This window comes from Microbacterium hominis (genome assembly GCF_013282805.1).
GTDB classification, from domain to species: Bacteria; Actinomycetota; Actinomycetes; order Actinomycetales; family Microbacteriaceae; genus Microbacterium; species Microbacterium hominis_B.
The window spans coordinates 609,067-633,316 of sequence record NZ_CP054038.1 but is presented as its reverse complement, the minus strand read 5'-3'; the positions used below and the strand labels follow the sequence as shown (position 1 = coordinate 633,316).

General features: G+C 72.3%; 22 protein-coding genes. 7 read left to right on the top strand and 15 right to left on the bottom strand.

Annotated elements, in window-relative coordinates; genetic code table 11:
- Nucleotides 1–13: 13 nt before the first annotated feature.
- The gene (locus tag HQM25_RS02755; protein ID WP_172988860.1) at nt 14–1,180 is read left to right on the top strand and encodes a DmpA family aminopeptidase; all 1,167 of its coding nucleotides are present in this window, start codon (nt 14–16) and stop codon (nt 1,178–1,180) included.
- On the opposite strand, the gene HQM25_RS02750 is transcribed toward HQM25_RS02755, so the two are convergent.
- Nucleotides 1,169–2,755, bottom strand: a complete 1,587-nt coding sequence (locus HQM25_RS02750; protein ID WP_172988859.1) for a PucR family transcriptional regulator — start codon at nt 2,753–2,755, stop codon at nt 1,169–1,171. The two genes, HQM25_RS02755 and HQM25_RS02750, sit on opposite strands and share 12 nt — an antisense overlap.
- A gap of 166 nt (nt 2,756–2,921) precedes the next feature.
- Here HQM25_RS02750 and HQM25_RS02745 point away from each other — a divergent pair, with 166 nt between their 5' ends.
- The 4 genes from HQM25_RS02745 to HQM25_RS02730 all read left to right on the top strand — a co-directional run bounded on the left by HQM25_RS02745 (nt 2,922) and on the right by HQM25_RS02730 (nt 7,037).
- Complete coding sequence (locus tag HQM25_RS02745; RefSeq protein WP_172988858.1) at nt 2,922–4,484, top strand: CoA-acylating methylmalonate-semialdehyde dehydrogenase; 1,563 nt, start codon at nt 2,922–2,924, stop codon at nt 4,482–4,484.
- Between the two features lie 19 nt (nt 4,485–4,503).
- The gene (locus HQM25_RS02740) at nt 4,504–5,874 is read left to right on the top strand and encodes an aspartate aminotransferase family protein (RefSeq protein ID WP_172988857.1); all 1,371 of its coding nucleotides are present in this window, start codon (nt 4,504–4,506) and stop codon (nt 5,872–5,874) included.
- Nucleotides 5,875–5,998: 124 nt separating this feature from the next.
- The gene (locus HQM25_RS02735) at nt 5,999–6,406 is read left to right on the top strand and encodes a transferase (protein ID WP_172988856.1); all 408 of its coding nucleotides are present in this window, start codon (nt 5,999–6,001) and stop codon (nt 6,404–6,406) included.
- Nucleotides 6,407–6,455: 49 nt separating this feature from the next.
- On the top strand, nt 6,456–7,037 hold the full coding sequence (locus HQM25_RS02730; protein WP_172988855.1) for a thermonuclease family protein: 582 nt from the start codon (nt 6,456–6,458) through the stop codon (nt 7,035–7,037).
- A 29-nt stretch (nt 7,038–7,066) separates the two neighbouring features.
- Here HQM25_RS02730 and HQM25_RS02725 read toward each other — a convergent pair whose 3' ends face one another.
- A complete protein-coding gene (locus tag HQM25_RS02725) occupies nt 7,067–7,465 on the bottom strand; it encodes a DUF1304 domain-containing protein (protein ID WP_172988854.1) in 399 nt (132 codons plus the stop codon).
- A gap of 35 nt (nt 7,466–7,500) precedes the next feature.
- Here HQM25_RS02725 and HQM25_RS02720 point away from each other — a divergent pair, with 35 nt between their 5' ends.
- On the top strand, nt 7,501–8,232 hold the full coding sequence (locus HQM25_RS02720) for a LysR family substrate-binding domain-containing protein (protein ID WP_172988853.1): 732 nt from the start codon (nt 7,501–7,503) through the stop codon (nt 8,230–8,232).
- A gap of 253 nt (nt 8,233–8,485) precedes the next feature.
- Here the strand turns inward: HQM25_RS02720 and HQM25_RS02715 are convergent, their stop codons facing one another.
- The 4 genes from HQM25_RS02715 to HQM25_RS02700 form a co-directional block, all read right to left on the bottom strand.
- A complete protein-coding gene (locus tag HQM25_RS02715; protein WP_172988851.1) occupies nt 8,486–10,951 on the bottom strand; it encodes a CHAT domain-containing protein in 2,466 nt (821 codons plus the stop codon).
- A 40-nt stretch (nt 10,952–10,991) separates the two neighbouring features.
- The gene (locus tag HQM25_RS02710) at nt 10,992–12,623 is read right to left on the bottom strand and encodes a S8 family peptidase (RefSeq protein WP_172988849.1); all 1,632 of its coding nucleotides are present in this window, start codon (nt 12,621–12,623) and stop codon (nt 10,992–10,994) included.
- Between the two features lie 76 nt (nt 12,624–12,699).
- Nucleotides 12,700–13,170: a hypothetical protein gene (locus HQM25_RS02705; RefSeq protein ID WP_172988848.1), complete on the bottom strand. Its 471-nt coding sequence runs from the start codon at nt 13,168–13,170 to the stop codon at nt 12,700–12,702.
- Nucleotides 13,160–13,777, bottom strand: coding sequence for an RNA polymerase sigma factor (locus HQM25_RS02700; protein ID WP_254359521.1), 618 nt, complete (start codon nt 13,775–13,777; stop codon nt 13,160–13,162). The genes HQM25_RS02705 and HQM25_RS02700 overlap by 11 nt, the downstream gene beginning before the upstream one ends.
- Before the next feature lie 113 nt (nt 13,778–13,890).
- Here HQM25_RS02700 and HQM25_RS02695 point away from each other — a divergent pair, with 113 nt between their 5' ends.
- Nucleotides 13,891–14,649, top strand: a complete 759-nt coding sequence (locus tag HQM25_RS02695) for a GMP synthase (RefSeq protein ID WP_172988846.1) — start codon at nt 13,891–13,893, stop codon at nt 14,647–14,649.
- Here HQM25_RS02695 and HQM25_RS02690 read toward each other — a convergent pair.
- The 9 genes from HQM25_RS02690 to xylA form a co-directional block, all read right to left on the bottom strand.
- The gene (locus HQM25_RS02690) at nt 14,579–15,409 is read right to left on the bottom strand and encodes a tryptophan-rich sensory protein (protein WP_172988845.1); all 831 of its coding nucleotides are present in this window, start codon (nt 15,407–15,409) and stop codon (nt 14,579–14,581) included. The two genes, HQM25_RS02695 and HQM25_RS02690, sit on opposite strands and share 71 nt — an antisense overlap.
- A 63-nt stretch (nt 15,410–15,472) precedes the next feature.
- Complete coding sequence (locus tag HQM25_RS02685; protein WP_367948290.1) at nt 15,473–15,970, bottom strand: glutaminase; 498 nt, start codon at nt 15,968–15,970, stop codon at nt 15,473–15,475.
- Nucleotides 15,971–15,977: 7 nt separating this feature from the next.
- Nucleotides 15,978–17,177: a cation:proton antiporter gene (locus HQM25_RS02680; RefSeq protein WP_254359519.1), complete on the bottom strand. Its 1,200-nt coding sequence runs from the start codon at nt 17,175–17,177 to the stop codon at nt 15,978–15,980.
- Between the two features lie 20 nt (nt 17,178–17,197).
- Complete coding sequence (locus HQM25_RS02675) at nt 17,198–17,938, bottom strand: GTP pyrophosphokinase (protein WP_172988843.1); 741 nt, start codon at nt 17,936–17,938, stop codon at nt 17,198–17,200.
- Between the two features lie 22 nt (nt 17,939–17,960).
- A complete protein-coding gene (locus tag HQM25_RS02670) occupies nt 17,961–18,821 on the bottom strand; it encodes a transposase (RefSeq protein WP_172988842.1) in 861 nt (286 codons plus the stop codon).
- A gap of 62 nt (nt 18,822–18,883) precedes the next feature.
- Nucleotides 18,884–19,969 carry a class I SAM-dependent methyltransferase gene (locus tag HQM25_RS02665; RefSeq protein WP_172988840.1) on the bottom strand — a complete coding sequence of 362 codons (1,086 nt, stop codon included), beginning with the start codon at nt 19,967–19,969 and terminating at the stop codon, nt 18,884–18,886.
- A gap of 118 nt (nt 19,970–20,087) precedes the next feature.
- Nucleotides 20,088–21,614 (bottom strand): helix-turn-helix domain-containing protein, encoded by a 1,527-nt coding sequence (locus HQM25_RS02660; protein ID WP_172988839.1) that lies wholly within the window; start codon nt 21,612–21,614, stop codon nt 20,088–20,090.
- A gap of 34 nt (nt 21,615–21,648) precedes the next feature.
- Nucleotides 21,649–22,950, bottom strand: coding sequence for a xylulokinase (gene xylB, locus HQM25_RS02655; RefSeq protein WP_172988837.1), 1,302 nt, complete (start codon nt 22,948–22,950; stop codon nt 21,649–21,651).
- Between the two features lie 111 nt (nt 22,951–23,061).
- Nucleotides 23,062–24,249, bottom strand: coding sequence for a xylose isomerase (gene xylA / locus HQM25_RS02650; protein ID WP_172988835.1), 1,188 nt, complete (start codon nt 24,247–24,249; stop codon nt 23,062–23,064).
- Between the last annotated feature and the right edge of the window lies 1 nt (nt 24,250).

Below are 24,250 nucleotides of genomic sequence, written 5' to 3'. Positions count from 1 at the left end.
AGAGGAGTACGCCGTGAGCGAGACCCGCCCCCGCGCCCGCGATCTCGGGATTCCGCTCGACGGCACCCCCGGCCCCCACAACGCCCTCACCGACGTTCCCGGGGTGGAGATCGGGTACACGACGCTCATCGACGGCGAGCCGGGAGCGGAGCGCGTCGCCCGCACCGGCGTCACGGCGATCCTCCCCCGCGGTCGCGCCGGGGCCGGCATCCCGTGTGCCGCAGGCACGTCCTCCTTCAACGGCAACGGCGAGATGACCGGGCGCGCGTGGATCGACGAGGCCGGCTCCTTCTCGACCCCCATCGCGATCACGAACTCCCACGCCGTCGGCGCCGTGCACCGCGGGGTCGACCAGTGGATGGACCGCCACCACCCCGAGATCTCCGCTCAGTGGATGCTGCCCGTGGTCGCCGAGACGTGGGACGGGTACCTCAACCAGATCAACGGAGACCACGTCACGAGCGGCCACGCGATCGCCGCGCTGGATGCCGCCCGTTCCGGGCCTGTCGCCGAGGGCAACGTCGGCGGGGGCACCGGCATGAACTGCTACAGCTTCAAGGGCGGCTCGGGCACCTCCTCCCGCGTCGTGCCCTACGGCGATTCGAGCTATGTCGTCGGCGCATTCGTGCAGGCGAACTTCGGGTCGCGCGAGGAGCTGTCGGTGGCGGGGAGGCGACTCGGCCCCGATTCGGCCGCGCCCGCGCCGATCGAGGACATCGCGTGGTTCCTCCGCGACGGGGAGCGCGCGCGCTCCGTGCCGGGCGCCGGAAGCGTGATCGTCGTCATCGGCACCGATGCTCCGCTGCTGCCCGGGCAGTGCGCGGCGCTGGCCCGCCGGGTTCCGCTGGGCCTGGCCCGCACCGGCACGACCGGCAGCCACTTCTCCGGCGACATCTTCCTCGCCTTCTCGACGGCGAACACCGGCGCGCTGGTCTCGCGCATGGATGAGGCCCGCGAGCTGGACTCCCTCTCGTTCGTGCCGTGGGGCCGCATCGACCCGTTCTACACGGCCACCGTGCAGGCGGTCGAAGAAGCGGTCCTCAACGCGCTCGTCGCCGCCGAGGACATGGCGGGACGTGAGGATCACGTCAGCTACGCGCTCCCCCACGACGAAGTGCGCGCCGCGTTCCGCACCGCCGTACCGGCCGGCGCCGCTGCGCTCGCCGACTCAGCGGCCTGAGGCGCGCCGCACGAGCAGCGCGATGTGCAGTGCGGTCTGCGTCTCGCCGTCGTCGAGGTCGACGCCCAGCAGTTCCTCGATGAGGGCGATGCGCTGGTAGAACACCGACCGGGACAGATGCGAGGCGGATGCCGCGGCCGTGCGGTTTCCGGGATGGGCGAGCATCGCCTCCAGCACGTCGAGCAGGTCGCCCGAGCGCTGGAGGTCGTGCACGATGAGCGGCGCCAGCATGCGTTCGCCGTGCTCGAGCACGCGATGGTCATCGCGCAGCGCGGTGACGAGCTGAACGAGCGGGCGCGCTTCCACACGGCGCAGGTGCGGCCCGCGTCCGCCGCGGCGGCCGCGGCCGCGCGCCAGGTCGACGGCCTCGTGCAGCGACAGCAGCGCCGCGTCGACGTCGTCGGCTGCGCGGCCCACCGACAGCGTCACGCGGTCGGGGTCGGTGGAGCCATCGAGCACCGCACGCGCGAAGGCGCGGGCCGCGTCGTCGTCGAACGTCGCTCGGGCAGGGAGTGAGAGCAGGATCGTGGCCGCGGGTGCGGTGACGCCTTCGGGGGCCGATCCCACCAGCACGCGGCCCTGCAGGGCGCGTGCCGCCGCCTCGACCACGTCGGCCGGCGCTGCGGCCCCGGTGAGCACGAGTCCGTGGAGGGTCGCGTTGTGCAACGGGATGCCGGCGGCTTCCAGCCGTGCGGCGGCGCCGGCGATTCCGGCGAATCGCCCGCTCAGCAGCCCGTCGACGAGGCGTCGCCTGCCGATCCGGCCCCATTCATCGGCGTCGCCGTCGGCCAGCCGCCCGACGGCGAGGGCGATGGCAGCCTGCTCGAGCACGGCGGTGCGGCCGGCGGGGTGGGCGGGCCCGGGCAGGGCGATGAGGTTCCCCCAGCGGATGCCGCGCGCCTCGACCGGAACGATGCGCCAGTCCTCGGCGGTGGGCGCCACCCCGCGCTCGTGACGCTGCTGCGCGCGGCGATGGGCCGAGCGCGAGCGGAGCTCCCATTCGTGGAAGAGCTCCTCGTCGAGCGCGAGCGGGACCTCGGCAGCGACCACCTCGTGGGCGAGGTTCTCCAGGATCACCGGCGCCGCGAGGGTCTGCGCCAGCTGGTGCACGATGAAGTCCGCCGGTGCGCCGCGCAGGGCGAGCGCGGTGAACCGCTCACGCACTTCGTCGCGAGCGCGCAGAGCGTCGGTCTGACCGGCGATGATGTGGCGATGGACCGCCTCGGTGAGGGCGACGAACTTCACCTCGCGGTGCAGCACGATCAGGGCCAGCCCGAACTCGACGGCGGCGTCGTGGACGACCGCGGGCACGTAGCGGTAATGGGTCCCGAGTTCGAGCACGAGCCCGGCAAGACCTGCGTCGACCAGCTCCGCGATGAAGCGGCGAAGCTCTGCGGGTTCGGCGGGCCACGCCGATCCCGTCGAGAGCAGGAGCTCCCCTCCGTCGAGCAGGCGCGCGACGCCCGCACTGTCGGAGACGTGCAGCCAGCGCACGCGTGTCTCGAGCGCGCCGTCACCGACCAGCACCTCGGGCACACCCTCCACGACCTGGTCCAGCGCGATGACCTCGCGCACGGTCGGGAGCGTCTCGTGCGTCGCACGACCGATCAGACGATTCGTCCGTTTTGCGTCATCTTCGCGACGTTCGGGCACCACGTCGCCTTTCTCTTCCTTGCGAAACTGGGACTCACACAGCCTACGTGATTCCCACACGATCTGTCCGAGACCGAAAGGACGCTCCATGAGCACTGCCGAGGCCACCGCCATCGCCGCCACCGATTCGCCTGTCCACGGGGAGGTGCGGGTGATTTCGCATTGGGTGGATGGTGCGGAGGTCCCTTCCTCGAGCGGGCGGACGGCGCCGGTGTTCAACCCGGCGACCGGTGCCGTTCAGGCACACGTCGCCCTCGCCGATCAGGCCGAGATCGATGCGGCGCTCGCATCGGCCGAGCGCGGGTTCGCGGTGTGGAGCTCCTGGTCGATCGCGAAGCGGCAGGGTGTGCTGTTCGCGTTCCGTGAGCTGCTGAACGCGCGCAAGGGCGAGCTCGCTCAGATCATCACCGCGGAGCACGGCAAGGTGCTGTCGGACGCGATGGGGGAGATCGCCCGCGGGCAGGAGGTCGTGGAGCTCGCGACCGGGTTCCCGCACCTGATCAAGGGCGCCTATTCGGAGAACGCGTCCACCGGTGTGGACGTGTACTCGATCAAGCAGCCCCTCGGCGTGGTCGGGATCATCTCCCCGTTCAACTTCCCCGCGATGGTGCCGATGTGGTTCTTCCCGATCGCGATGGCAGCCGGCAACGCGGTGGTCCTCAAGCCCAGTGAGAAGGACCCGTCGGCGGCGCTGTGGCTCGCGGCCCTGTGGAAGGAAGCCGGGCTCCCCGATGGGGTGTTCACGGTGCTCCAGGGCGACAAGCTCGCCGTCGACGGGCTGCTCACCTCGCCGGTCGTGCAGTCGATCTCGTTCGTCGGGTCGACCCCGATCGCGCAGTACATCTACGAGACCGCCAGCAAGCACGGCAAGCGCGTGCAGGCCCTCGGCGGTGCGAAGAACCACATGCTCGTGCTCCCCGACGCCGACCTCGACCTCGTCGCCGACCAGGCCGTCAACGCCGGCTACGGCGCCGCCGGCGAACGCTGCATGGCCATCTCGGTCGTGCTCGCCGTCGAACCGGTCGCGGACGAGCTGATCGCGAAGATCTCCGAGCGGATCGGCAAGCTCCGCATCGGCAATGGTGCCGGGGTGGACGGTGTAGAGCCCGACATGGGTCCGCTGATCACCGACGTCCACCGCGACAAGGTCGCCTCCTACGTCGACATCGCCGAGCAGGACGGGGCGACCGTCGTCGTCGACGGCCGCGGGTACACCGTCGACGGGCACGAGGACGGATTCTTCTTCGGCCCCACCCTGCTGGACCGGGTCCCCACCACCAGCCGCGCCTACACCGAGGAGATCTTCGGGCCGGTGCTGTCGGTCGTCCGCGTGGAGTCCTACGACGAGGGCCTCGACCTCATCAACTCCGGCCAGTTCGGCAACGGCACCGCGATCTTCACCAACGACGGTGGCGCTGCCCGCCGGTTCCAGAACGAGGTCCAGGTCGGCATGATCGGCATCAACGTGCCCATCCCCGTCCCCGTCGCGTACCACTCCTTCGGCGGCTGGAAGCAGTCCCTGTTCGGCGACGCGAAGGCCTACGGCGTGCACGGCTTCGACTTCTTCACCCGCGAGAAGGCCATCACCGCCCGCTGGCTCGACCCCGCCACCCACGGCGGCATCAACCTCGGCTTCCCCCAGAACCACTGATCCCCGCGGAGACCTCGACATGACCGACACACTCCTCACCGGCATCGCGCCCGACCTCGACGCCGACGCGCGGGTGCGCGCCGACGACCGTGGACACGTGTTCCACTCCTGGAGCGCGCAGGCCCTCATCGATCCGCTCCCCGTCGCCGGCGGCGACGGCGCGACCTTCTGGGACTATCAGGGACAGAGCTACCTCGACTTCTCGTCGCAGCTGGTCAACCTGAACCTCGGCCACCAGCATCCCGATCTGGTGCGCGCCATCCAGGATCAGGCCGGTCGCCTGGCGACGATCCAGCCCTCGATGGCCAACGACGCGCGCGGCGACCTCGCCCGCCGCATCGCGGGCGTGGCCGGTGACGGGTTCCAGAAGGTCTTCTTCACCAACGGCGGCGCCGACGCCAACGAGAACGCCGTGCGCATGGCGCGCCTGGTGACCGGTCGCCGCAAGGTGCTGTCGGCATACCGCAGCTACCACGGCAACACCACCACGGCGATCTCGCTCACCGGCGACCCGCGCCGCTGGCCGAACGAGCCGGCCGACGGCTCGGTCGCGCACTTCTTCGGACCGTACCCGTACCGCTCGGCGTTCCACGCGACCACGCCCGAGGAGGAGACCGAGCGCGCCCTCGCCCACCTCGAGCAGACCATCGTGCTCGAGGGCGCGTCGACGATCGCGGCGATCATCCTCGAGACGATCGTGGGCACCAACGGTGTGCTCATCCCCCCGCCCGGCTACCTCGCCGGGGTGCGGGAGCTGTGCGACCGCTACGGCATCGTCTACATCGCCGACGAGGTGATGGTCGGCTTCGGCCGCGTCGGGGAGTGGTTCGCGTTCCAGGCCTTCGACGTGCAGCCCGACCTCATCACCTTCGCCAAGGGCGTGAACTCGGGGTACGTGCCGCTGGGCGGCGTGGTCATCTCCGACCGGATCGCGGCCCACTTCGACACCGTCGCCTTCCCCGGCGGGCTGACGTACTCGGGCCATCCGCTCGCGTGCGCCGCGGGCGTGGCGACGTTCGAGGTGTTCGAGCGCGACGGCATCCTCGAGCGGGTGCGCGACCTCGGCGACCGCGTCGTCGCCCCCAAGCTCGCCGAGATCGCGCAGCGGCACCCGTCCGTCGGCGACGTGCGGGGCATGGGGCTGTTCTGGGCGATCGAGCTGGTCAAGGACCGCGAGACGCGCGAGGCGCTCGTCCCCTTCAACGCGAGCGGAGCGGATGCCGCCCCCGTCGCGGCGGTCGCCGCGGCGTGCAAGCGCGACGGACTGTGGCCGTTCACGCACTTCAACCGCGTGCATGTCGCGCCGCCGCTCGTGATCTCGGAGGACGACCTCGTGCGCGGCCTCGACGTCATCGATCGCGCCCTCTCGATCGCCGACTCCCACCTCTGACGCCCGCGCCGCATCATTCCCGCATCGAATGTGCCGATGCGGGAATGATCGGGCGGGCTTCACCGTTGTTCCTGTACTCAGCGGGTTCCGCGTGCCGCCGGAGGGCGTGCTGCAGGAGGGGACAGTGGGCAAGAACTACATCGACATCGAGAACGACCAGGGTGAGACGCTGCGCTACCGCAAGCACGCCAACGGTCGCGGACTGATCGCGCACGGCGCCAAGGTGCACCCGACGGCGCTGGTCGAAGCTGGAGCGTATGTCGAACCGGGCGTTCAGATCGCCGCCGGCGCCCATGTGGGTCGCGGCGTCTGGGTCGAGGCGGATGCCATGATCGGCCCCGACGCCGAGATCGCGCCGCACGCGCACATCGGGCCGGGAGCCGCCATCGGCGCCCGCGCCAAGATCGGGGTGCGCACGCAGGTGGGCACCGGCGCACGCGTCGCGGTCGGATCGCTGATCGGCGACGACGAGACGATCGCCGACAACGAGCGCGTCGCCACCGACAGGCGAGGGCTGCGCCTGGCGGCCTGATCGATCTGTGCGGCACGGCACGCCCGAGCATCCGGGATATCGTGCCGGTATGAAGCGAGTCGCGTCCGCCGTCGCCGTCGTGCTGGTCGCGATCGCGATCATCGTGGGCGTCATCTGGTATTCGCAGGTCTCCTCGACCGTCGGCGACACCGCCGTCAGCGGCGATGTCCCCTCGTTCGAGGTCACGCTGCCCTCCCCGCCCGCCGACGCGTTCGAGATGACGGTCATGAGCGTGCACGACGGCGACACGCTGCGGGCCGTCGTGGCCACACCCAACGACATCGTCACCACGACCGAATCGACGCGCATCCGTCTGCTCGGCATCGACACCCCGGAGATCTCGCCGGAGCTCGAGTGCTGGGGCGCGGAGGCGACCGACGCCCTCACCGCACTGGCGCCGCCGGGGTCGACCATCATCGTCGCGCCCGACCGCGACCCGTTCGACCAGTACGGCCGCAATCTGCTCTACCTCTGGACCGCCGAGGGCGAGTTCATCAACGCGCGCCTGGTCGCCGACGGCGCCGCGCGCGTGGAGATCTACTCCCCCAACGACCTCCACGAGGAGCTGCTGCGCGGCCTCGAGGCCGACGCGGCTGCGGCCGACCTCGGCCGCTGGGGCGCGTGCAGCTGAGCAGCCTGCGCCCGCTCGCGCCGATCAGGTCACGCGAACAGCATCAGCACGAACCCGATGAGCGGCAGCGTGCCCTGGATGAGGGCCGCGCGCACATACTTCACCCCGGTCGTCACCAGCACGAGGGCCGCGGCGACCATCGATCCGAGGGTGAACAGCACGAGCGTGCGCCCGGCGACGTCGGCGACGGTGCCGTCCGACCCCGCCCAGAACAGCACGACTCCGAGCACCGCTCCGATGGCGAGGAACAGGTTGTAGAAGCCCTGGTTGTAGGCCATCGGACGGGTGATCTCCGCGGCGGTCTGGTCGGCCACGCCGAACCGCTTCCAGATGCGCGGCCGCGTCCACTGCACGGATTCCATGACGAAGACGTACACGTGGAGGATCGCCGCGAGTACGGCGAAGACGGTGGCGAGAATCCCGACCATGTCCGCACCTTAGCGCTCCCGATAGCCTGGTGGGCATGGTGAAGGGCGGCGGTTCGCGATCCCGGTCGGGCGGGGCCAAGGGCAGGCCGTCACCGAAGCAGGCCGCGAAGCGCACGCCGGCGGCGCGCCGCGCGGCACGCCCCGCGCCCTCCCCCGCCGCGCCGCCGCCGCCCGCCGAGCTCTTCCGTCTCGGCGCGATCCCGGGCGCCACGCCCGGCAAGTGGATCGACGCCTGGCGTGAGCGCATGCCCCGCACCGAATTGGTGCTCGCGGCGCTGGCTGTCGCCGACCAGCGCCGCGCCCTCGTCGACGATGAGGTGGATGCCGCCCTCGTGCGCCTTCCGATCGACCGCGAAGATCTGCATGTGATCGCCCTCTACGAGGAGGTGCCGGTGGTCGTGGTGTCCGCCGAGTCGCACCTGTCCCTCGCCGAGGAGCTCGAGCTCGCCGACCTCGCCGGCGAGGTCGTGATCCGCCCGCGCGACGACGTGCTCGCCGTCGAGGTTCCCGGTGGCCTCCCGCCCCGGTTCGATCCGCCCGCCGATACGGCCGAGGCGATCGCGACGGTCGCCACCGGAGTGGGCATCGTCATCGTGCCCATGAGCCTGGCGCGCCTCCATCACCGCAAAGACGTCGTGCACCGGCCGCTGCGGGACGGCCCCGCCTCGTCGGTCGCGCTGGCGTGGGTCGCCGCGCGCACCACGACCGAGGTGGAGGCCTTCGTCGGCATCGTGCGCGGTCGCACCGCCCGCTCCTCGCGCGCCTGAGGGCCGCGGCCCGCGCGCGGACACGGGAAAACGGGGGATGTCGCCGACCTGGGTCTCTGCGACATCCCCCGTGGAACCGACCGCCGAGACCTGCACGCCCCAGACGTGCCCCCAGGGTCTCGCGCCCCCAGTGTCCTGGTCCCCGAACCCGGACTGCTTCCGGTCGTTCCACAGATCAGGAGCACGGCACGGGATGCCTGATACATCGAATCCGAGATCTTCTGAGATTTCTCGCCCGGAGGCCAGGTCGCACTCAGAAACCCGCGCCGTGGGGCTGGAACGGCGCGACGATGCCGGTGCTCTCGGTCGCCGCGGCCAGCGCCTCGGCCGGCTGCGCCCCGGCGGCGAGGCCCGCGTGCATCGCCCCGAGGAGTTCGCACGCGTCGTCATCGGCGACCACGACGGGCGCGGCGACCACGCAGCGGGTGCCCGCGTGCAGCCAGACCCGCGCCATGCCGATGGCCTCCTCGCCCCAGCGCACAGAGGAGCGCCCGACCTCGCACGCCGAGAGCACGACGACGTCGGGAACCTTCTCGACGAGATCGATGTCGTAGCCGAACAGCGTGCCGTCGGCGAGCTCGAGGCCGGAGAAGAGGGCGTTGTCGGCCGCGTGGCGGCCGTGTGCGCTCACGTGCAGCACGTCGACGTCGGAAGCGAGCCGCGTCGTCTCCCCGATCGTCGCGGGGTCGAGGGTGGCAGCCCTCTCCCACGCGGACGCGGCCACACGTGCCTCCTCGGCGGCGCGCGGCACCCGCGGACCGACGGCGAATCCGGCCGACGTCGCGGCGGGGGCGAGCCGGGGGAAGCTCACCCATCGTGACACCGAGGCCGCGAGTGTGAAGATGCGACCGCGCATGTCGGGGAGCATCGCCCACGGAATGCCCTGCAGCACCCCGGGGGTGGTGAGCACGAGCCGGCGATCTCCGGCGACGGCGAGCGCGGGGGCGAGGATCGCGCGCGAGAGGGCCTCGAGGCGCGTGCCGAGCGAGCGGCGCACCACCGCCGCCATCGGCCCGCTCTGCATCGCCGCCGCCATGTCGAGGTCGGCGCGCAAGCCGGGAAGCGGCGCGCGGATGCCGGCCCAGTCACCGAGGTCCACGAGCCGCGCGGAATGGGCGGTGACGACGAGCACCGAGAGCGCGTCACCCGAATACACGTAGGCGAGGATCGCGGTGTCGTCGTCGAGCGCGCCCTGTGCCTCGTCGAGCGTCGTGCGGTGCTGCACGGCTGCCGAGCGTGTGCCGGACCACTGGCGCTGGCGGGCCCGATTCTGCAGCTCGACCGCCCGCGGATTCGACAGCCATCCGTCCCCGTCGGCGCTGAGCACGCGGAGCTCGGTGAGCTCGGCGGCCAGCTCGGGGTCGGGCGGGGGTCGCAGGGGAACGACCTGCAGGTTGAGGTGCCGCGCCCGCTCGGACCACTCGAAGACGAGGTCGGCGCGGCGCGTGCGCATCGCCGCCTGCACGCCGACGGCGACGAGCGGGTGTCCCCGCCAGACCAGCGAGGTCTGCAGGTCGAGGCTGCCGAACTCGCGCTGCCATCGCAGCAGCGCTTCGAGGCCCTCCTCTGCGTGTCGGCGCGCCTCGGCGGTGCGCCCTCGGGCGACGGCGCGCGTCGCCCGCACCTCGTGCGCGAGGAGCTGGACCTCCATCGTGGCGCCGCGGGGGACGCGCCCGACCGCGCCGTCGGCGGGCGCCCGCCCCCTCCGCGCCTCCCACAGCGCCCGGGTCAGCCGCAGCGCCGCCGCTTCGCTCGCCAGGCCCTCGCCCTCGAGCGCGGCGGCGATCCTCTCCACCTCGGTGTGCGCGGGAACGCGTGCCGCGTCGGGCACGCGACCTTGGCGGGTCACCCCTCCCCCGGAGAGGTCCGCCCGCAGTCGCAGGGCCTCCGCGCGGGCGGCCCACCGGTCGTTCCGGGCTCCGCGGAACCGCCGCGCCGCCGATGCGGCCATGCGCCTCGCGCGCAGGGGGTCATGGCTGAGCAGCGATTGCGCGAGCGCGAACTCCGCTTCCGCGCGCTCTTTGGGCATGCGCGCGGCGGCCAGCGAGGTGGCAGCACTGGCCAGCAGCTCCTCGGCCTCGCGTACCAGGCCCGCATCTCTCAGCACCTCGGCCCGGTCGAGGTCGCTGATCGCCTCGCTGGCCCGGGAGGCAGCGGCGAGAGTGGGGCGGGCACGGGTCATCTCTGCGAGGGCCGCGACGATGTCGCCGCGGAGGAGGTCGATGTAGCCGAGGTTGTGCCGGGCCTCGGCGGCGTCGATGTCGAGGCCGCGCGCGGAGTAGATGTCCGCGGCCTCGCGCGTGTCATCCGCGGCGCGGGTGAAGTCGCGCCTTTCCATCCCGACGACGCCGCGGTTGAGGAGAAGGTGCGCACGCGCGGCCGAGTCCTCCAGCGCATCGATCGCCCGCGTCAGCCACAGGTCCGCTTCGTCGAGGCGACCCGTCCGCTCGGCGATGGAGCCGAGCTGTCCGGCGAGGATCGCTCGCGTCTCGGTGGCCAGGCCCGGCGCCTCCCACGCGCGCAAGCTGGCGGCTTCCGCCCCATCGACGTCGCCCAGCCGGGCGAGGATGAGCGCCTCCGTCCCCACGATCCTCGCCCGCAGGTCGCCGTCGTCGGTGAGCTCGTCCGCGCGCGCGAGAAGGCGCTGCGCCGCCGCGAACCTTCCTCGGTTCGTCAGTTCGACGGCGGCATGGTGAAGTGACTCCGCCGAACGCCCCATCCGCCCATCATGCCGTGCCCGGCGGCGCCGAGGGGAGCGATCAGCGTCCTCGTCGCATGTGCCGCAGCTCTTTGTCCACGGCCGTCCACGCCCGGCGCAGGGAGGCGACGCGGTCCTTCTCCGACTCGGCCTTGCCGGCCATCAGCGGCCCGGCGATGCGCGCGGCGAGCATGCCGGCGACGTAGGGGGCCGCGAAGGAGGTGCCGCTCCAGAGTGCGAACCCGCCATCGAAGTCGTCGGGGTCGATCGTCTCGCGTGCCAGATGCTGCCGGTCGTTGCGCACCTCCGGCTGCAGTCCGCCGTTCAGATGCGGGAAGCAGCTGAGCACGGCCGCCCCCGGCGCATAGGTCTTGACCCAGGATCCGATGTTGCTGAACAGCGCCACCGTGCCATTGGGGTTGAGCGCACCCACCGAGACGTGCGGCGCGGCGTTCTTGGGGTCGGGAACGACCAGCTCGTTCCCCCACTGCCACAGGGCGGCGGGGAAGGTGGGGCGGTCGGTCGCGTCATTGCCCGCCGAGCAGACGACGGCGCACCCCGTGCGGCGTGCCCGCAGCAGGAGCTCGGCCAGCGTCGTATCGAACAGTCCATCGTCGGGGGTCTCGTGGTAGTACCCGATCGAGAGGTTGATCACGTCGATCGCCCGGCCGCCGTGCTTCTTCTCGGTCAGCATCCACTTGACGAGGGTCCGCACGCCGAGCAGGAACTCGCCCTCGAGCACGTTCCCCATGCTGTCGGCGATGCGGATCGAGACGATGTCGGACTCGGGGCTGAGCTGGCGGACCACCCCGGCGATGAAGGTGCCGTGACCGGCCGAGCCATCCAGCGCTCCGTCGAAGGGCCCCGCGAGGTCTCCCGTCAGCTCGGGATCGGTCGCCGGGTCGGACTTGCCGATCACCCGCCCGCTCCCGGTACGCGGGTAGCGGGTGACGATGTCGTCGGGGAGCCAGGGGTGGTGGCCGCAGCCTGTGTCGAGCACGGCGACGACCGGTCGTCGCCCGCGCTTGGCGATCGTGCCCTGGCGCACCGGCTCCGGCCCGAGGTACGACACGACCTGGCGGCCGCCGCTTCCGGGCCACTCGTACGAGTCGAGCCCGTTCGTCTTCGAACTGAACGGGTTGGTCTTGCCCCCGTAGGGATTGGTCTTGCCGCCGAACGGGTTCGTCTTGCCGCCGAAGGGGTCGACCGTGAGCACGTGGTCGAGCATCACGCCGTCGATGTTCTTGCCGCCGTTGCGGGCGCGGGCGCGCTGCAGGAGCCGCCACGCGTCGATCGGCGGTACCGGCTGGTCGTCCTTGTCAGGGCTGGGCTGCGGGAAGATCTGCACCCGGTAGATGGTCGGCAGATCGAAGTCCCGTCGGCCGCGCACGGCGCGATCCAAGGCGACCGCCATCTCCACCTCGGTGTTGTCGAGGTTGCGCAGCTCGATCCCCCAGCCGAAGTCCGCGGCAGCCGGGCGGAGCTTGTCGAGGATCGGTTCGACGTCGTGGGTCGTCGAGATCAGGAGGTGGTCGGGTGCGTAGTCGGTCGGGTAGGCATCCACGCCCTCGACCGGCTCACTGCGCGGATCGAGGGGGACGCCCTCGCTGCGCGCCGCGCGATAGCGGTCGCGCCAGTCGCCGCGGCCGCCGGCGGAGCCGCGGGCGGGATCGTCGGAATCGAGCCTGGCCATGAGTTCTCCTCACACGTGAGGGATGCCGGGCCCCAGGTCCGGCATCCGATTCGGGTTCTACACGGTCACTGCGGTGTCACACTTCGAACTGCGGTGTCTGGAAGTCGCTGAGCTCCCCGTCGGCCCCGCGCACGACCAGCCGCAGGCGCGCCATGCCGGAGGGCACCGCGTCGAAGGCGAACCGGCCGTCTTCCACGGAGGTGGGGCTCACGTCGCGATCGCCCTGCACGAGGCGGATGGCGAGAGCCTCGGCATCCACCCATCCGTCGATGCGGCGCGTCCCGTCGTCGGTGAGACTCACGTGCAGGAGCACGGTCGTCGACCCGTCGCTGAACTGCAGAGTTGCGGTGTCGGCGGCGCTGCGCACGGCGGCGAGCTCGTCGCTCGCGACCAGCGTGAGCAGCGCGTACTCGCGGGTCAGGTCTTCGACGGCGACGGCGGCGACCATGCGGTCGGCGAGGTCGGCGGGCACCGGATCGACCTGCTCCCACGTCGCACGCAGCTGTGCGAACAGCTCGCGGTCAAGGTCGTAGTCGTCAATCTCCATGGTGATCCCCTCCCCATCCGTCGCCTTCCAGAACGGCGCGGAGCTTGGCCAGGCACCGCTGACGGGTCGGTCCGATCGATCCGATGGGCATCGCGAGGTCTTCGGCGATGCGGTGGTAGTCGGGTCGTTCATCGAACGCGACGATCCGCAGCAGGCGCTGGCATCTGTCGTTGAGCGTCGAGACCGCCGTCCACAGCCGACGGGCTTCGTCGGTGGTGGCTGCGGTGGTCTCGGCGGATTCGTGGACAGGGAGGTGGGGTTCCAGAGACTCCGCCTCGGTGGCGTCGGCTCTGCGGTGCTGCTTTCCCACGCGCCACGCCTCACGGCGTGCGCACATGGTGAGCCATCCCGACACCGCTTGCGGGTCGAGGATGGACTCGTGACGACGAACCAGGGTCAGCCACGTCGTCTGCACGACGTCCTGCGCCAGTGCGTGGTCGAGCCCGTACGCGCGCACGACATGCCACAGGGGCGGTGTCATGAGGCGGACGAGGTCGTCCATCGCTCGGCTGTCGCCTTCGCGCCAACGCACGAAAAGGGCCGCCGCACGCTCCCAGCGTGCCGGTTCGGCCGATTCGACGGATGCCGAGGCGTCCGCGTGCGTCATAGCGCCCATTCTGTCCACACCGATACAGAGAGCGGTAGTACCGCGCTGATACATCGATGACGAACTTTGTTCCGCGGATCGCGGGGCCGACCGCCGAGACCTAGAATTCAGCCATGTCGAGCGCGCCCCTCCTGTACGTGTGCGTGCGTCCGCAGCAGGGTGCTGCGACCGCCGAGTACGAGTCGTTCCGCGCCGCGATGCGGCTCGAGCCCGCGCAGCTGGCGCGCCACGACCTCGTCCGCGATGCGCTCCCCGCAGACGCGTTCGAGGCGTACAGCGGATTCCTCATCGGCGGGAGTCCGTTCAACGTCGCCGATCCCGAATCGACGAAGACCGACGCCCAGCTCCGCCTCGAGGCCGACCTCGAGCGCATCGCCCGCGCCACGGCCGGCGGCGACGGGCCGGCGGCGCTGTTCACCTGCTACGGCATCGGCATCGTGACCCGCATGCTCGGCGGTCGGGTCAGCCGGGCCTTTCCCGAAGACACCGGGCCGGTCGCGATCGAGCTCACCGAGGCAGGGCGCGCCGATCCGATCACGGGTGCCCTCGCGGCGCGGTTCACGGCGCTGACCGCCCACAAGGAGGGCACGGCCACCACGCCGCCGGGCTCGGTGCTGCTGGCGACGAACGAGGCGTGCCCCGTGCAGGCGTACTCGGTCGGGGGGCGCCTGTACGCCACGCAGTTCCACCCCGAGCCCACGACGCGGGCGTTCACGGAACGCATGGCCGTCTACCGCGACGACGGGTACTTCGAGGCCCGCGACTACGACGAGATCGCGGGGCGCGTGCTGGCGGCGTCGGTCACCGAGCCGTCGCGTCTGCTGCGCTCGTTCGCGCAGCGGTTCGGTTCGGTCGCGCCCGTGCCGCAGTGACGCCGATCCCGGCGATCAGCACGATGACGGCCACGACCAGGGCCGTCCAGCCGATCGCGTCGTTGTGAGGCTCGCCGGTCACGCGCGCGACCGCGAGCCAGGCCAGGCCCCATGACGTGGCCAGCGCCGGCGCGAGCCGCCCGGACACCCCGGCCGTCGCCGCGCCGATCGCCGCGACCGCTGCGAGCACCGCGATGCCCCACATCGTCGCCGCATCCTCCCAGGCGGGCGGCACCGTGCGCGTGAGCCAGGCGGCCGTGTTCGCCACGGTCGCGAGCGTGACCCAGCCCAGGTGCAGTCCGGTCACCCCGTCGATGAGCACCCGGTCGGTCCACCCCTCGGGAGGGGCGACGACCACCGCACGGCGGAACGTGACCGCGAGCACCACGAGCAGCACGACGATCATGACGACCGTGAGCGGCAGGGTGAGGAACTGCGAGGTCACCAGCCACAGCCCGTTGAGCACCATCGTCGCGGCGATCCACCAGCCGAGCGCGCGCTGGCGGACGTCGGCGCGCTGCCCCGGCAGCGCCTGCCACACCGTGTACACGATCAGGCCGAGATAGATCACCGACCAGATCGAGAACGCCGGCCGCGCCGGCGCCAGGTAGGAGCCGTCCACGTCGAGGGCGCCATCCTGGAGTTCTTGCACGGGGGTGCCCCCCAGCGCCCCCGTGCCGATCATCGCAGCGATGATCATGAAGCACGCGGCGCTGAGCACACCGATCTGGCGGGCGAGGTCCCGGCGCGCCTGCTTCATGTCCCGAGACTAGAGCCGGCGCGGGGTCTGGTGGGGGGCGTTGACACGGCCCACCCGGACCCGCTAGGCGCTCGCGCCGGCCGGCGGGTGCAGGAGCAGGTCGGCGCGCTCGTCGAGATAGGCCGGGAGCGGCATCCATCCCCCGCTCCGGCTCCACCGCACCGCCGGGGCGCCCGCGCGGACGGCGAGGGGGGTGGATGCTTCGCCCAGCGCGTCGAGGTCGATCGGCTGCCAGTCGATGTGCACCGTGGTGCCCTCGGCGAAGCCGCCCCGGTGGGCGGCGGCCGCACGTTCCGCACGCTCGCGCTGCGACTGCGCCGTGTACCCGCGACGGACCTCCGGGCGGGCGCGGACGACGTCTCCGGTCGCCAGGACGGCATCGTCGGTGAGCAGGAGCACGCCCAGGTGCCAGGCGTGGCCGCGGGGGACGATGCGGGGGGCCCGTGCGATGCCGAGGATGCGGCGCGGCTGCACGAGCGCGCCCAGCGCCTCGCGCGGGGCGCCGCCGGCGGCGAGGCGGCGACGCACCCCCTCGAGCATCACGCGCGGGTCGTCGGCCACGGTGCGCTCAGGCCTCCTCGGCCAGCGGGGCGCCGGGGGTGCGCGAGACGCGATCTCCGCGCAGCGCCATCGCTATGAGGGGGAACAGCAGCACCGAGAGCATGCCGGCGCCCACGAGCACCGACGCGGCGCTGGTGGGGAGGATCTCCTGATCGACGCCGATGGAGGTGACCGCGACGATGATGGGCAGGCCGGTGGCGCCCATGAGCATGACCGAGGCCTTCTCGCGGATGCTCGAGCCGATGGGGGCGGCGAGGATCGAGGGGAGGCCGCGGACGATGAGGAGGGCCACGAGCGCGAGCGGCACGAGCAGCAGCAGCACCGGGTCGTCGAGCAGCGCCTGGAGGTCAAAGGTGACGCCCGTGTAGATGAAGAAGATCGGCACGAGGAACCCGAACGCGATCGCCTCGATCTTGCTCTCCACCGCGGCCCGGTCGTGCTCGCTGGCCTGGCGCATCGCCAGGCGCCACACGAGGCCGGCGGTGAAGGCGCCCAGGAGCATGTCGATGTCGAGCAGGAGGCTCAGCGTCACGAGGGCGGCGAGGATCAGCAGCACGGCGCGCACCGCGAACTGCCCCGAGGTGTGCAGGGTCGAGCTGACGACGGCGTGCAGGCGTCCCTGGGGGGCGCGCATCGCCCACCAGATGGCGGCGCCCGCGATGACGGCGAACAGCAGCAGGACGAGGGTCGACAGCCCCGGTTCGCGTCCGCCGAGGAAGATCGAGATCGCGATCAGGGGTCCGAACTCGCCGACGGTGCCGAGGGCGCTCACCGAGCGGCCGAAGGGGGTCGGCAGTTCGCCCGCATCGCGCAGGATCGGCAGGAGCGTGCCGAGGGCGGTCGAGGCGAGCGCGACGCCGATGATGACCGCCGGCTCGCCCGGGGCGAAGTACCAGCCGAGCGCGACGCCCGCCGCGATGCTGATCAGCCAGCCGCCCCAGGCGTTGCGTCCGGTGCGTCCGCGCAGGGCGCTCGCCTGGATCTCGGTGCCCGCGACGAAGAAGAGCATCGCCAGGCCCACCTCGCTGAGGGCGTCGGTGAACTCCGACTCGGCCACCCACCCGAGCAGACTCGGGCCCACGAGGATGCCGAGCAGCAGCTCGAACACGACGATGGGCACGCGCACCACGCGGCCGATGCCTCTCGCCATGAGCGGCGCGAGGACGGCGAGCAGCGTGATGACGAAGAAGGTGAGATCGACGTCCACCGCCTCAGCGTACCGGCGGGTCAGACCCGGATCGGTCGCGTCGGCGGTGCACCCTCCGCCCGCGTCTCGCCCGTGCCGCCGATCTCGCGTTCGCCGCGGATCTCCCGGTGCAGGCGCTCCATGCGCTGATCGAGCTCGGCGGCCGTGTCGGCGGCGTCCTTCAGGCTCTCCAGCAGCTCGCCGGGCACCCGGCGGTCGTATTTGTAGTAGATCTTGTGCTCCAGGCTCGCCCAGAAGTCCATGGCGATCGTGCGGAACTGCACCTCGACGGGAACGTCGATGCGTCCGGTGGAGAGGAAGACCGGCACCGAGAGGATCGCGTGCAGGCTCTTGTAGCCGTTGTCCTTCGGCACGGCGATGTAGTCCTTCACCTGCAGGACGCGCACGTCGTCCTGGGCGGCGAGCAGGTCGAACAGCCGGTACACGTCGGCCACGAAGCTGCACGTGATGCGCACGCCCGCGACATCGGTGATGTGCTGCCGGATGGCATCGAGGTCGGGGTCGATGCCCTTGCGCTGCACCTTCTCGACGATGCTGTCGGCCGACTTGAGGCGGCTGGTCACGTGCTCGATCGGGTTGTAATCGTGGGTGAGCAGGAACTCGTCGCGGAGGATCGAGATCTTCGTCTCGATCTCCTGCATGCCGAAGCGGTACTCCATCATGAAGCGCTGCATCTCATCGCGCAGCGCGCGCAGCTCGGAGGCCGAGACGGTGAACGAGTCGTCGGAGTCTGCAGAGACCGGCTCCGCGGGAATCGTCATGCAGGCACCGTACGAGGCTGGTCTACGAAGGTGCTGTGAGCGCGCTCCGTGCGCGCTCGGCGGCTTCGGCGGTCTGGGTGGCCCGGGATGCCGCGGCGCGGTGCTCGTCGTCGAGGGCCGCGAGCCGCGTCTCGGCCGCTTCGGCCTCCTCCTGCACGCGCGCGAGGTCGCGGCGGAGGTCGTCGAGCCGCTCGTGGAGGTGGTCGACGCGCTCCCGGGCCTTCGCGCGCTGCGCGGTCGCGGTCGCGAGGATCCGCTCGGCCTCGTTGGCCGCGCGCTCGGCCTCGCGGGCGGCCTTCTCGGCCGCCTTGCGCGCGCGGCGCTCGGCGAGGTCGTCCCGCGCGGGCGGGGCGGGGGCGCCGGGCAGCGATCCGGCGACCGCGTCGGCGAGATCGGCCGGCTCGTAGGTGCCCGCTTCGAGCGGCGTGATCAGGCGCGCCGTGCGCACCGCGGCGGCTGCTGCGGCATCCATGATGGCGGCGTTGATGGTCTTGTGCACCGCTTCGCGGGCCGCGGCGCTCACCGAAACCCCGGCCGCCGTCGCGAGGTCGGCGGCCTGGGCCGCCAGGGCCGCCACGAGGGCGCGTCGCTGGCGGCCCAGGCGACTGAGTTCAGCGGCGTCGAGGTCGTCCTGGGCGTCGCGCAGCGCGGTGGACAGCTCGATCGCCTCGCCGAGCTGTCCCTCGCGGGCGAGGAGGTTCACCGCCCACGCGGCCACCGCGGGCTTGCGCAGCGCCTTCACGCGGGTCGCGAGTGCGCGGTCGCGCAACGCCCCGGCCCGCGCATTGCGCGCGGCCGTGAACGCGTCGGGTGCGAGCGCGTACAGCTCCGCGGCGATGGTGTCGAGATCGTCGGCGGCGCCGTCGTCGGCTGCGGGCGGCATCCTCCCATCCTGCCGCTCGCACGGGCGCGATGCGACCGGCACCGGCCCTCCGCCCGCCGGGCTCACACGATCTCGTAGAACCGCCACATGCCGAACTCGGGCACGATCACGCGGGCGTCGCTCCAGCCGGCCGCGCGCGCGTAGTCGCGCAGGGTGTGCTGCCGGAACACCGTGCCGGTGCCGGCGCTCGGCTGGTGGCTCATGCCGTCGGGCAGGCAGATGAAGAGGCTGAAGCCGTAGAGCAGGCGCTCGGTGTCGTCGGCGTCGGGCGCGAACCACTCCGCGCTGGCCTCGTCCATGATCACCACGTGACCGCCGGGGGCCACGGCCCCCCGCGCGGCGGCGAGCACCTCGACCGGGTGGGGCATGTCGTGCAGGCACTCGAAGGCGAACACGCCGTCGAACGGGCCGAACTCCGGCAGTCGCGCGGCGTCCTCCTCGTGGAACGCGACGCGGTCGGCCACGCCCGCACGCTCGGCGTTGGCGCGCGCCGCCACCACCGACTCGTGGTCGACGTCGAAGCCCTCCACGCGCAGGCCGGGGAACGCGGTGGCCAGCGCGATCGACGACCAGCCCTCTCCCATGCCGACGTCGGCGATGCGGGCGCCGGGACGCGAGAGCATGTCGTGCACGGGCGCGTGGGTCGCCATCGCCCCGGCGAGCTCCTGCTCGTACCAGGGCCGGTTCATGTCGGCCTGCGACTGGCGTGCGTGGCGGCCCAGGCGCTCCCAGCTCACCCCGCCGCCGGTGCGATACGCGTCGATCAGATCCTCCATGCGCGCGCCGGACGAGGCGAACATGCGCGCGAGGGGTTCGAGGTACGACAGGCTCGTGCCGTCGGTGAGCACTTCGGCGGCGGCGGGCGGCAGCACGAACCGCGCGGGTCCGGGTGCGTCGCCGGGCTCGGCGACGCGCAGGAGGCCGGTCGCCGCCTGCTGCTCGAGCCACTCGCGCGCGTAGCGCGGGTGGGTGCCGGTGGCCGCGGCGAGTTCGTCGGCGTCGAGAGGCCCTGCCTGGGCGAGCGCGCGGTACCAGCCCAGCTGCGAGCCCAGATGGATCGACATGAGGTCGATCCAGCCGAGCGCGGCCGACTGCACGCGGTCGGCGAATGCGTCGACCGATTCGACGGGGGTGTCCTGTTCGGTCATGAAGGTCATGATGCTCCTCTGTCAGCGATGGGGACAGCCCCGACGCTACGAGCGGGGGCGGTGCTCCGGCATCGGGAGAATCATGCAGATCCGGCGGCGTCTGCAGATCGCCGCCCGATCAGTGGATGCCGCGCCCGTCGCGCGCGTGCCACCAGGCAGCCGCGGCGGTGCGAGAGGAGACGTCGAGTTTCAGGTACGTGTTGGCCAGGTGCCGGCCGACGGTCTTCTCGCTGATGAAGAGGCGCTGCGCGATCTCGCGATTCGATGCTCCGCGGGCGACGAGATCGAGGATCTCCGACTCGCGGGCCGTCAGCGGTCCGACGCCCACGGGCGGCGTCGCCGGCGCGGGCAGGCGGATCGGCGCCGCACCGAGCGCGTCGAGGATCGCGGCGGCGTCGTCACGGACCTGGGCGGCGGCGGCCGCCTCGCCCCGGGCTTCGTGGGCACCGGCGATCCAGGTGAGGGCGTGCGCCTGCTCCCACCGCAGCCCCAGGCGGCGGTACCGGTCGAGGGCGCCGTGCAGGGCCCGGAGCGCGCCGTCGTGGTCGACGGCCGCGAGCAGCACCATGCCGCGGGCGTGCGCGGCCCACGCGCGGAAGCCGTCGCTGGCGAAGTCGGCGGCGGCGGCCTCGAGCTCGGCGAGCAGCCGCGCAGCCTCGTCGCGATCGTCGCGCTCCAGCGCGATGCGCACGCCCGCGCGGAGCAGCCGCACCCGTCCGAGGCGGTCGCGGGCCGCCAGCGCCGTGCGCAGCAGCGCCCAGGCACGCGCGGGATCCCCCGCGTCGAGGGCGAGCAGCGCCTCGCCGGGGGCGGGATCGACGCCGGCGTCCCTGGCCAGGGCGTAGGCCTGCACAGCGCCGCTCGCATCGCCGCGGAGGCGCCGCAGCTCGCCCAGCTGATACCAGCCCTCGCCGGCGATCCACGGTTCGCCGGCGACGAGGTCGGCGCAGGTGCGCTGCAGGGCCGCTTCGGCGCCGGTCCAGTCGCCCGCCGCGGAGCGCAGCTCCAGGCGGTGCACGCGGCACACCCCGGCGTACACGGCGTCATCGCCCAGGTGGGCGCCCCACTCCTCGGTGGCGCGGGTCCAGTCGGCCATGCGGCGGTAGTCCGCGAGCTCGTGGCACGCATGGATCGTCGTGCACAGTGCGTCGCCGGCCCACTCCGGCGCGAGTTCGCCCGCCACCACCCCCAGCATCGCTTCGTCGAGGTGCGCGAATCCCGTCGCGGGATCCCCCGTGCGAAGCCCCCGCATGCCCGCGACCACGGCCGACAGGGTCGCCACGGCGGGATCGCCGAGCGCGGCATCCAGTTCCGCCAGTCGTGCCGCGCTCTGTGCGGACCACGCTTCACCCCCCTCGAGCCCCAGGCCGGCCTCGAGATACACGAGGTATGCGTGGGCGGGGCGGTCGGCGAGGGGCGCGAGGATGCGTGCGGCGCGGCGCGTCCACGCGGTGGCCACCGTGACCTCGCCGGTGGTGAACCTCAGCAGCGCCGCCAGGAGGGCGACGTCGGCGGCGGCAAGGTCGTCGGCGGCGCGGAGGTCGCGGAAGGCGTCTTCGAGAGCGCGGAAGCACTCGACGACCCGGCCGTGCCGCCACGCCGACACCGCCAGAGCGAGCAGGTCCCCCGCAGCCGGGTCCGTCATGCGGGCATGCTACCCCCGCCCCGACAGCAGGTCCTCAGCCCGCGAGAGCCGATGCCGCCTGACGCGCCGCCCCGAGGGCGACGTATTCCCCCGGTTCGGGCACCTCGACCGGCAGCCCGAGCACCCGCGGCGCGATGACCCGCACGGCTTCGGACTGGGCACCGCCGCCGATCAGCAGGGCGCGCTCGATCGGCACGCCCAGTCCGCGCAGCGCTTCGAGCCCGGCGCCGAGGCCGGCGAGCATGCCCTCCACCGCGGCGCGGGCGAGGTTCTCGCGCGTGGTGGAGGCGAGGGTCATGCCGGTGAGCGCCGCGGTCGCGTCGGGGAGGTTCGGGGTGCGCTCGCCCTCGAAGTACGGCACGAGGGTCAGGCCGCCGGCTCCGGGCTGCGCGGCAAGCGCCAGGCGGCTGAGCTCGGCGTGGTCCACGCCCAGCAGGCGCGCGATCGCGTCGAGCACGCGTGCCGCGTTGAGGGTCGCCACCAGCGGCAGGAAGCGTCCGGTGCAGTCGGCGAAGCCCGCGACGGTGCCCGTCGGGTCGATCGTGCGCTCCTGGCTGACGGCGAAGACCGTGCCGCTCGTGCCGATCGAGACGACCACGTCGCCCGGGCCCGCGCCCAGGCCCAGGGCGGCGCCGGCGTTGTCGCCCGCACCGCCGCCGACGCGCCGACCGGCGGCATCCGTCACGGTCTCGGTCGGTCCGAGCACCCGCGGAAGCACCGCGTCATGGCCGAGCGCGGCGATCAGCAGGTCGCGGTCGTATCCGTCGGTGGCGGGGTTCCAGTAGCCGGTGCCCGACGCGTCCGAGCGGTCGGTGACGAGCTCGTCGAGCACCGGGCCGCGCGGCGATTCGTCCGCCGGGCCGAAGCCGCGCAGGCGCCAGGTGAGCCAGTCGTGCGGCAGCGCGACGGCGGCGACGCGCCGCGCGTTGTCGGGTTCGTGATCGCGCAGCCAGCGCAGCTTGGTGATCGTGAAGGATGCCACGGGCACGAGGCCCGTGCGCCGCGCCAGCTCCTCGGCGCCGAACTCGGCGATCAGCTCGGATGCCGCGCCCGCCGAGCGGGTGTCGTTCCACAGCAGGGCGTCGCGGATCACGCGCCCGTCGGCGTCGAGGGCGACCATGCCGTGCTGCTGGCCGCCGATCGCCCAGGCATCCACGTCATCGAGCCCGCCGGCATCCTCGATCGCCGCTTGCAGGGCCGTCCACCATGCGGCGGGGTCGACCGACGTGCCGTCGGGGTGCGACGCGCGCCCCTGGCGCACGACCGCCCCCGCGGCATCCACGATCACGACCTTGCACGACTGGGTCGACGAGTCGACCCCCAACACCTGCGGCATCGCTGCTCCTTGCTCACGGTGGGCGCTGAGACCCACGATTCGCGACGAGACCCCCCGCGTGTGCGGTGGGTCTCGTCGCGATCGCTGGGTCTCAGCGACAAGACTGTCTGATCAGCGGGCGCCCATCAGGTGCTCGGTGGCCAGCTGCTGCAGGCGCACGAAGCCGGCGCCCTTGCCGCCGAGGTACACCGAGGCGTCGAACTCCTCCCACGCGGTGCGGTCGGCGAGCAGCTCGTCGTACGACTCGCCGGGGTTGAGGGTCGGGACCGAGAGCTCGTCGACCTTCGCGGCGGCGAGCGCCTCCTGCACCTCGGGGTCGGCGCGGAATGCGGCGGCGCGCTCCTTGAGCAGCAGGTAGGTGCGCATGTTGGCCGCGGCCGACTCCCACACGCCCTTCTCGTCCTCGGTGCGCGAGGGCTTGTAGTCGAAGTGGCGGGGGCCCTCGTAGGCGGGCACGCCGCCGGGGCCGCCGTTCTCGAGCAGGTCGACGAGGGCGAACGCGTTGTGCAGGTCGCCATGGCCGAACACGAGGTCCTGGTCGTACTTGATGCCGCGCTGGCCGTTGAGGTCGATGTGGAAGAGCTTGCCGTGGTACAGCGCCTGGGCGATGCCGGCGGCGAAGTTCAGGCCCGCCATCTGCTCGTGGCCGACCTCGGGGTTCAGGCCCACGAGCTCGGGGCGCTCGAGCGAATCGATGAACGCGATCGCGTGGCCGAGGGTCGGCAGCAGGATGTCGCCGCGGGGCTCGTTGGGCTTGGGCTCGATGGCGAACTTGATGTCGTAGCCCTTGTCGACCACGTACTGGCCGAGGAGGTTGACGGCCTCGCGGTAGCGCTCGAGGGCCTGGCGCACGTCCTTGGCCGAGTCGTACTCGGCGCCCTCGCGTCCGCCCCACATGACGAACGTCTTGGCGCCGAGCTCGGCGCCGAGGTCGAGCTGGCGGAAGACCTTGCGCAGGGCGAAGCGGCGCACGTCGCGATCGTTGGCGGTGAAGCCGCCGTCCTTGAAGACGGGGGCCGAGAAGAGGTTGGTGGTCACCATCGGCACGATGAGGCCGGTGTCGGCCAGCGCGCCCTTCAGGCGGTCGATCTGCGTCTGACGCTCGGCGTCGGTCGAGCCGAAGGCGAAGAGGTCGTCGTCGTGGAAGGTGAGGCCGTAGGCGCCGAGCTCGGCGAGCTTCTCGACCGCGTGCACGACATCGAGGGCGGGGCGGGTCGGTCCGCCGAAGGGGTCGGTGCCGTTGTAGCCGATCGTCCAGAGACCGAACGAGAACTTGTCGGCGCGAGTGGGGGTGGGCATG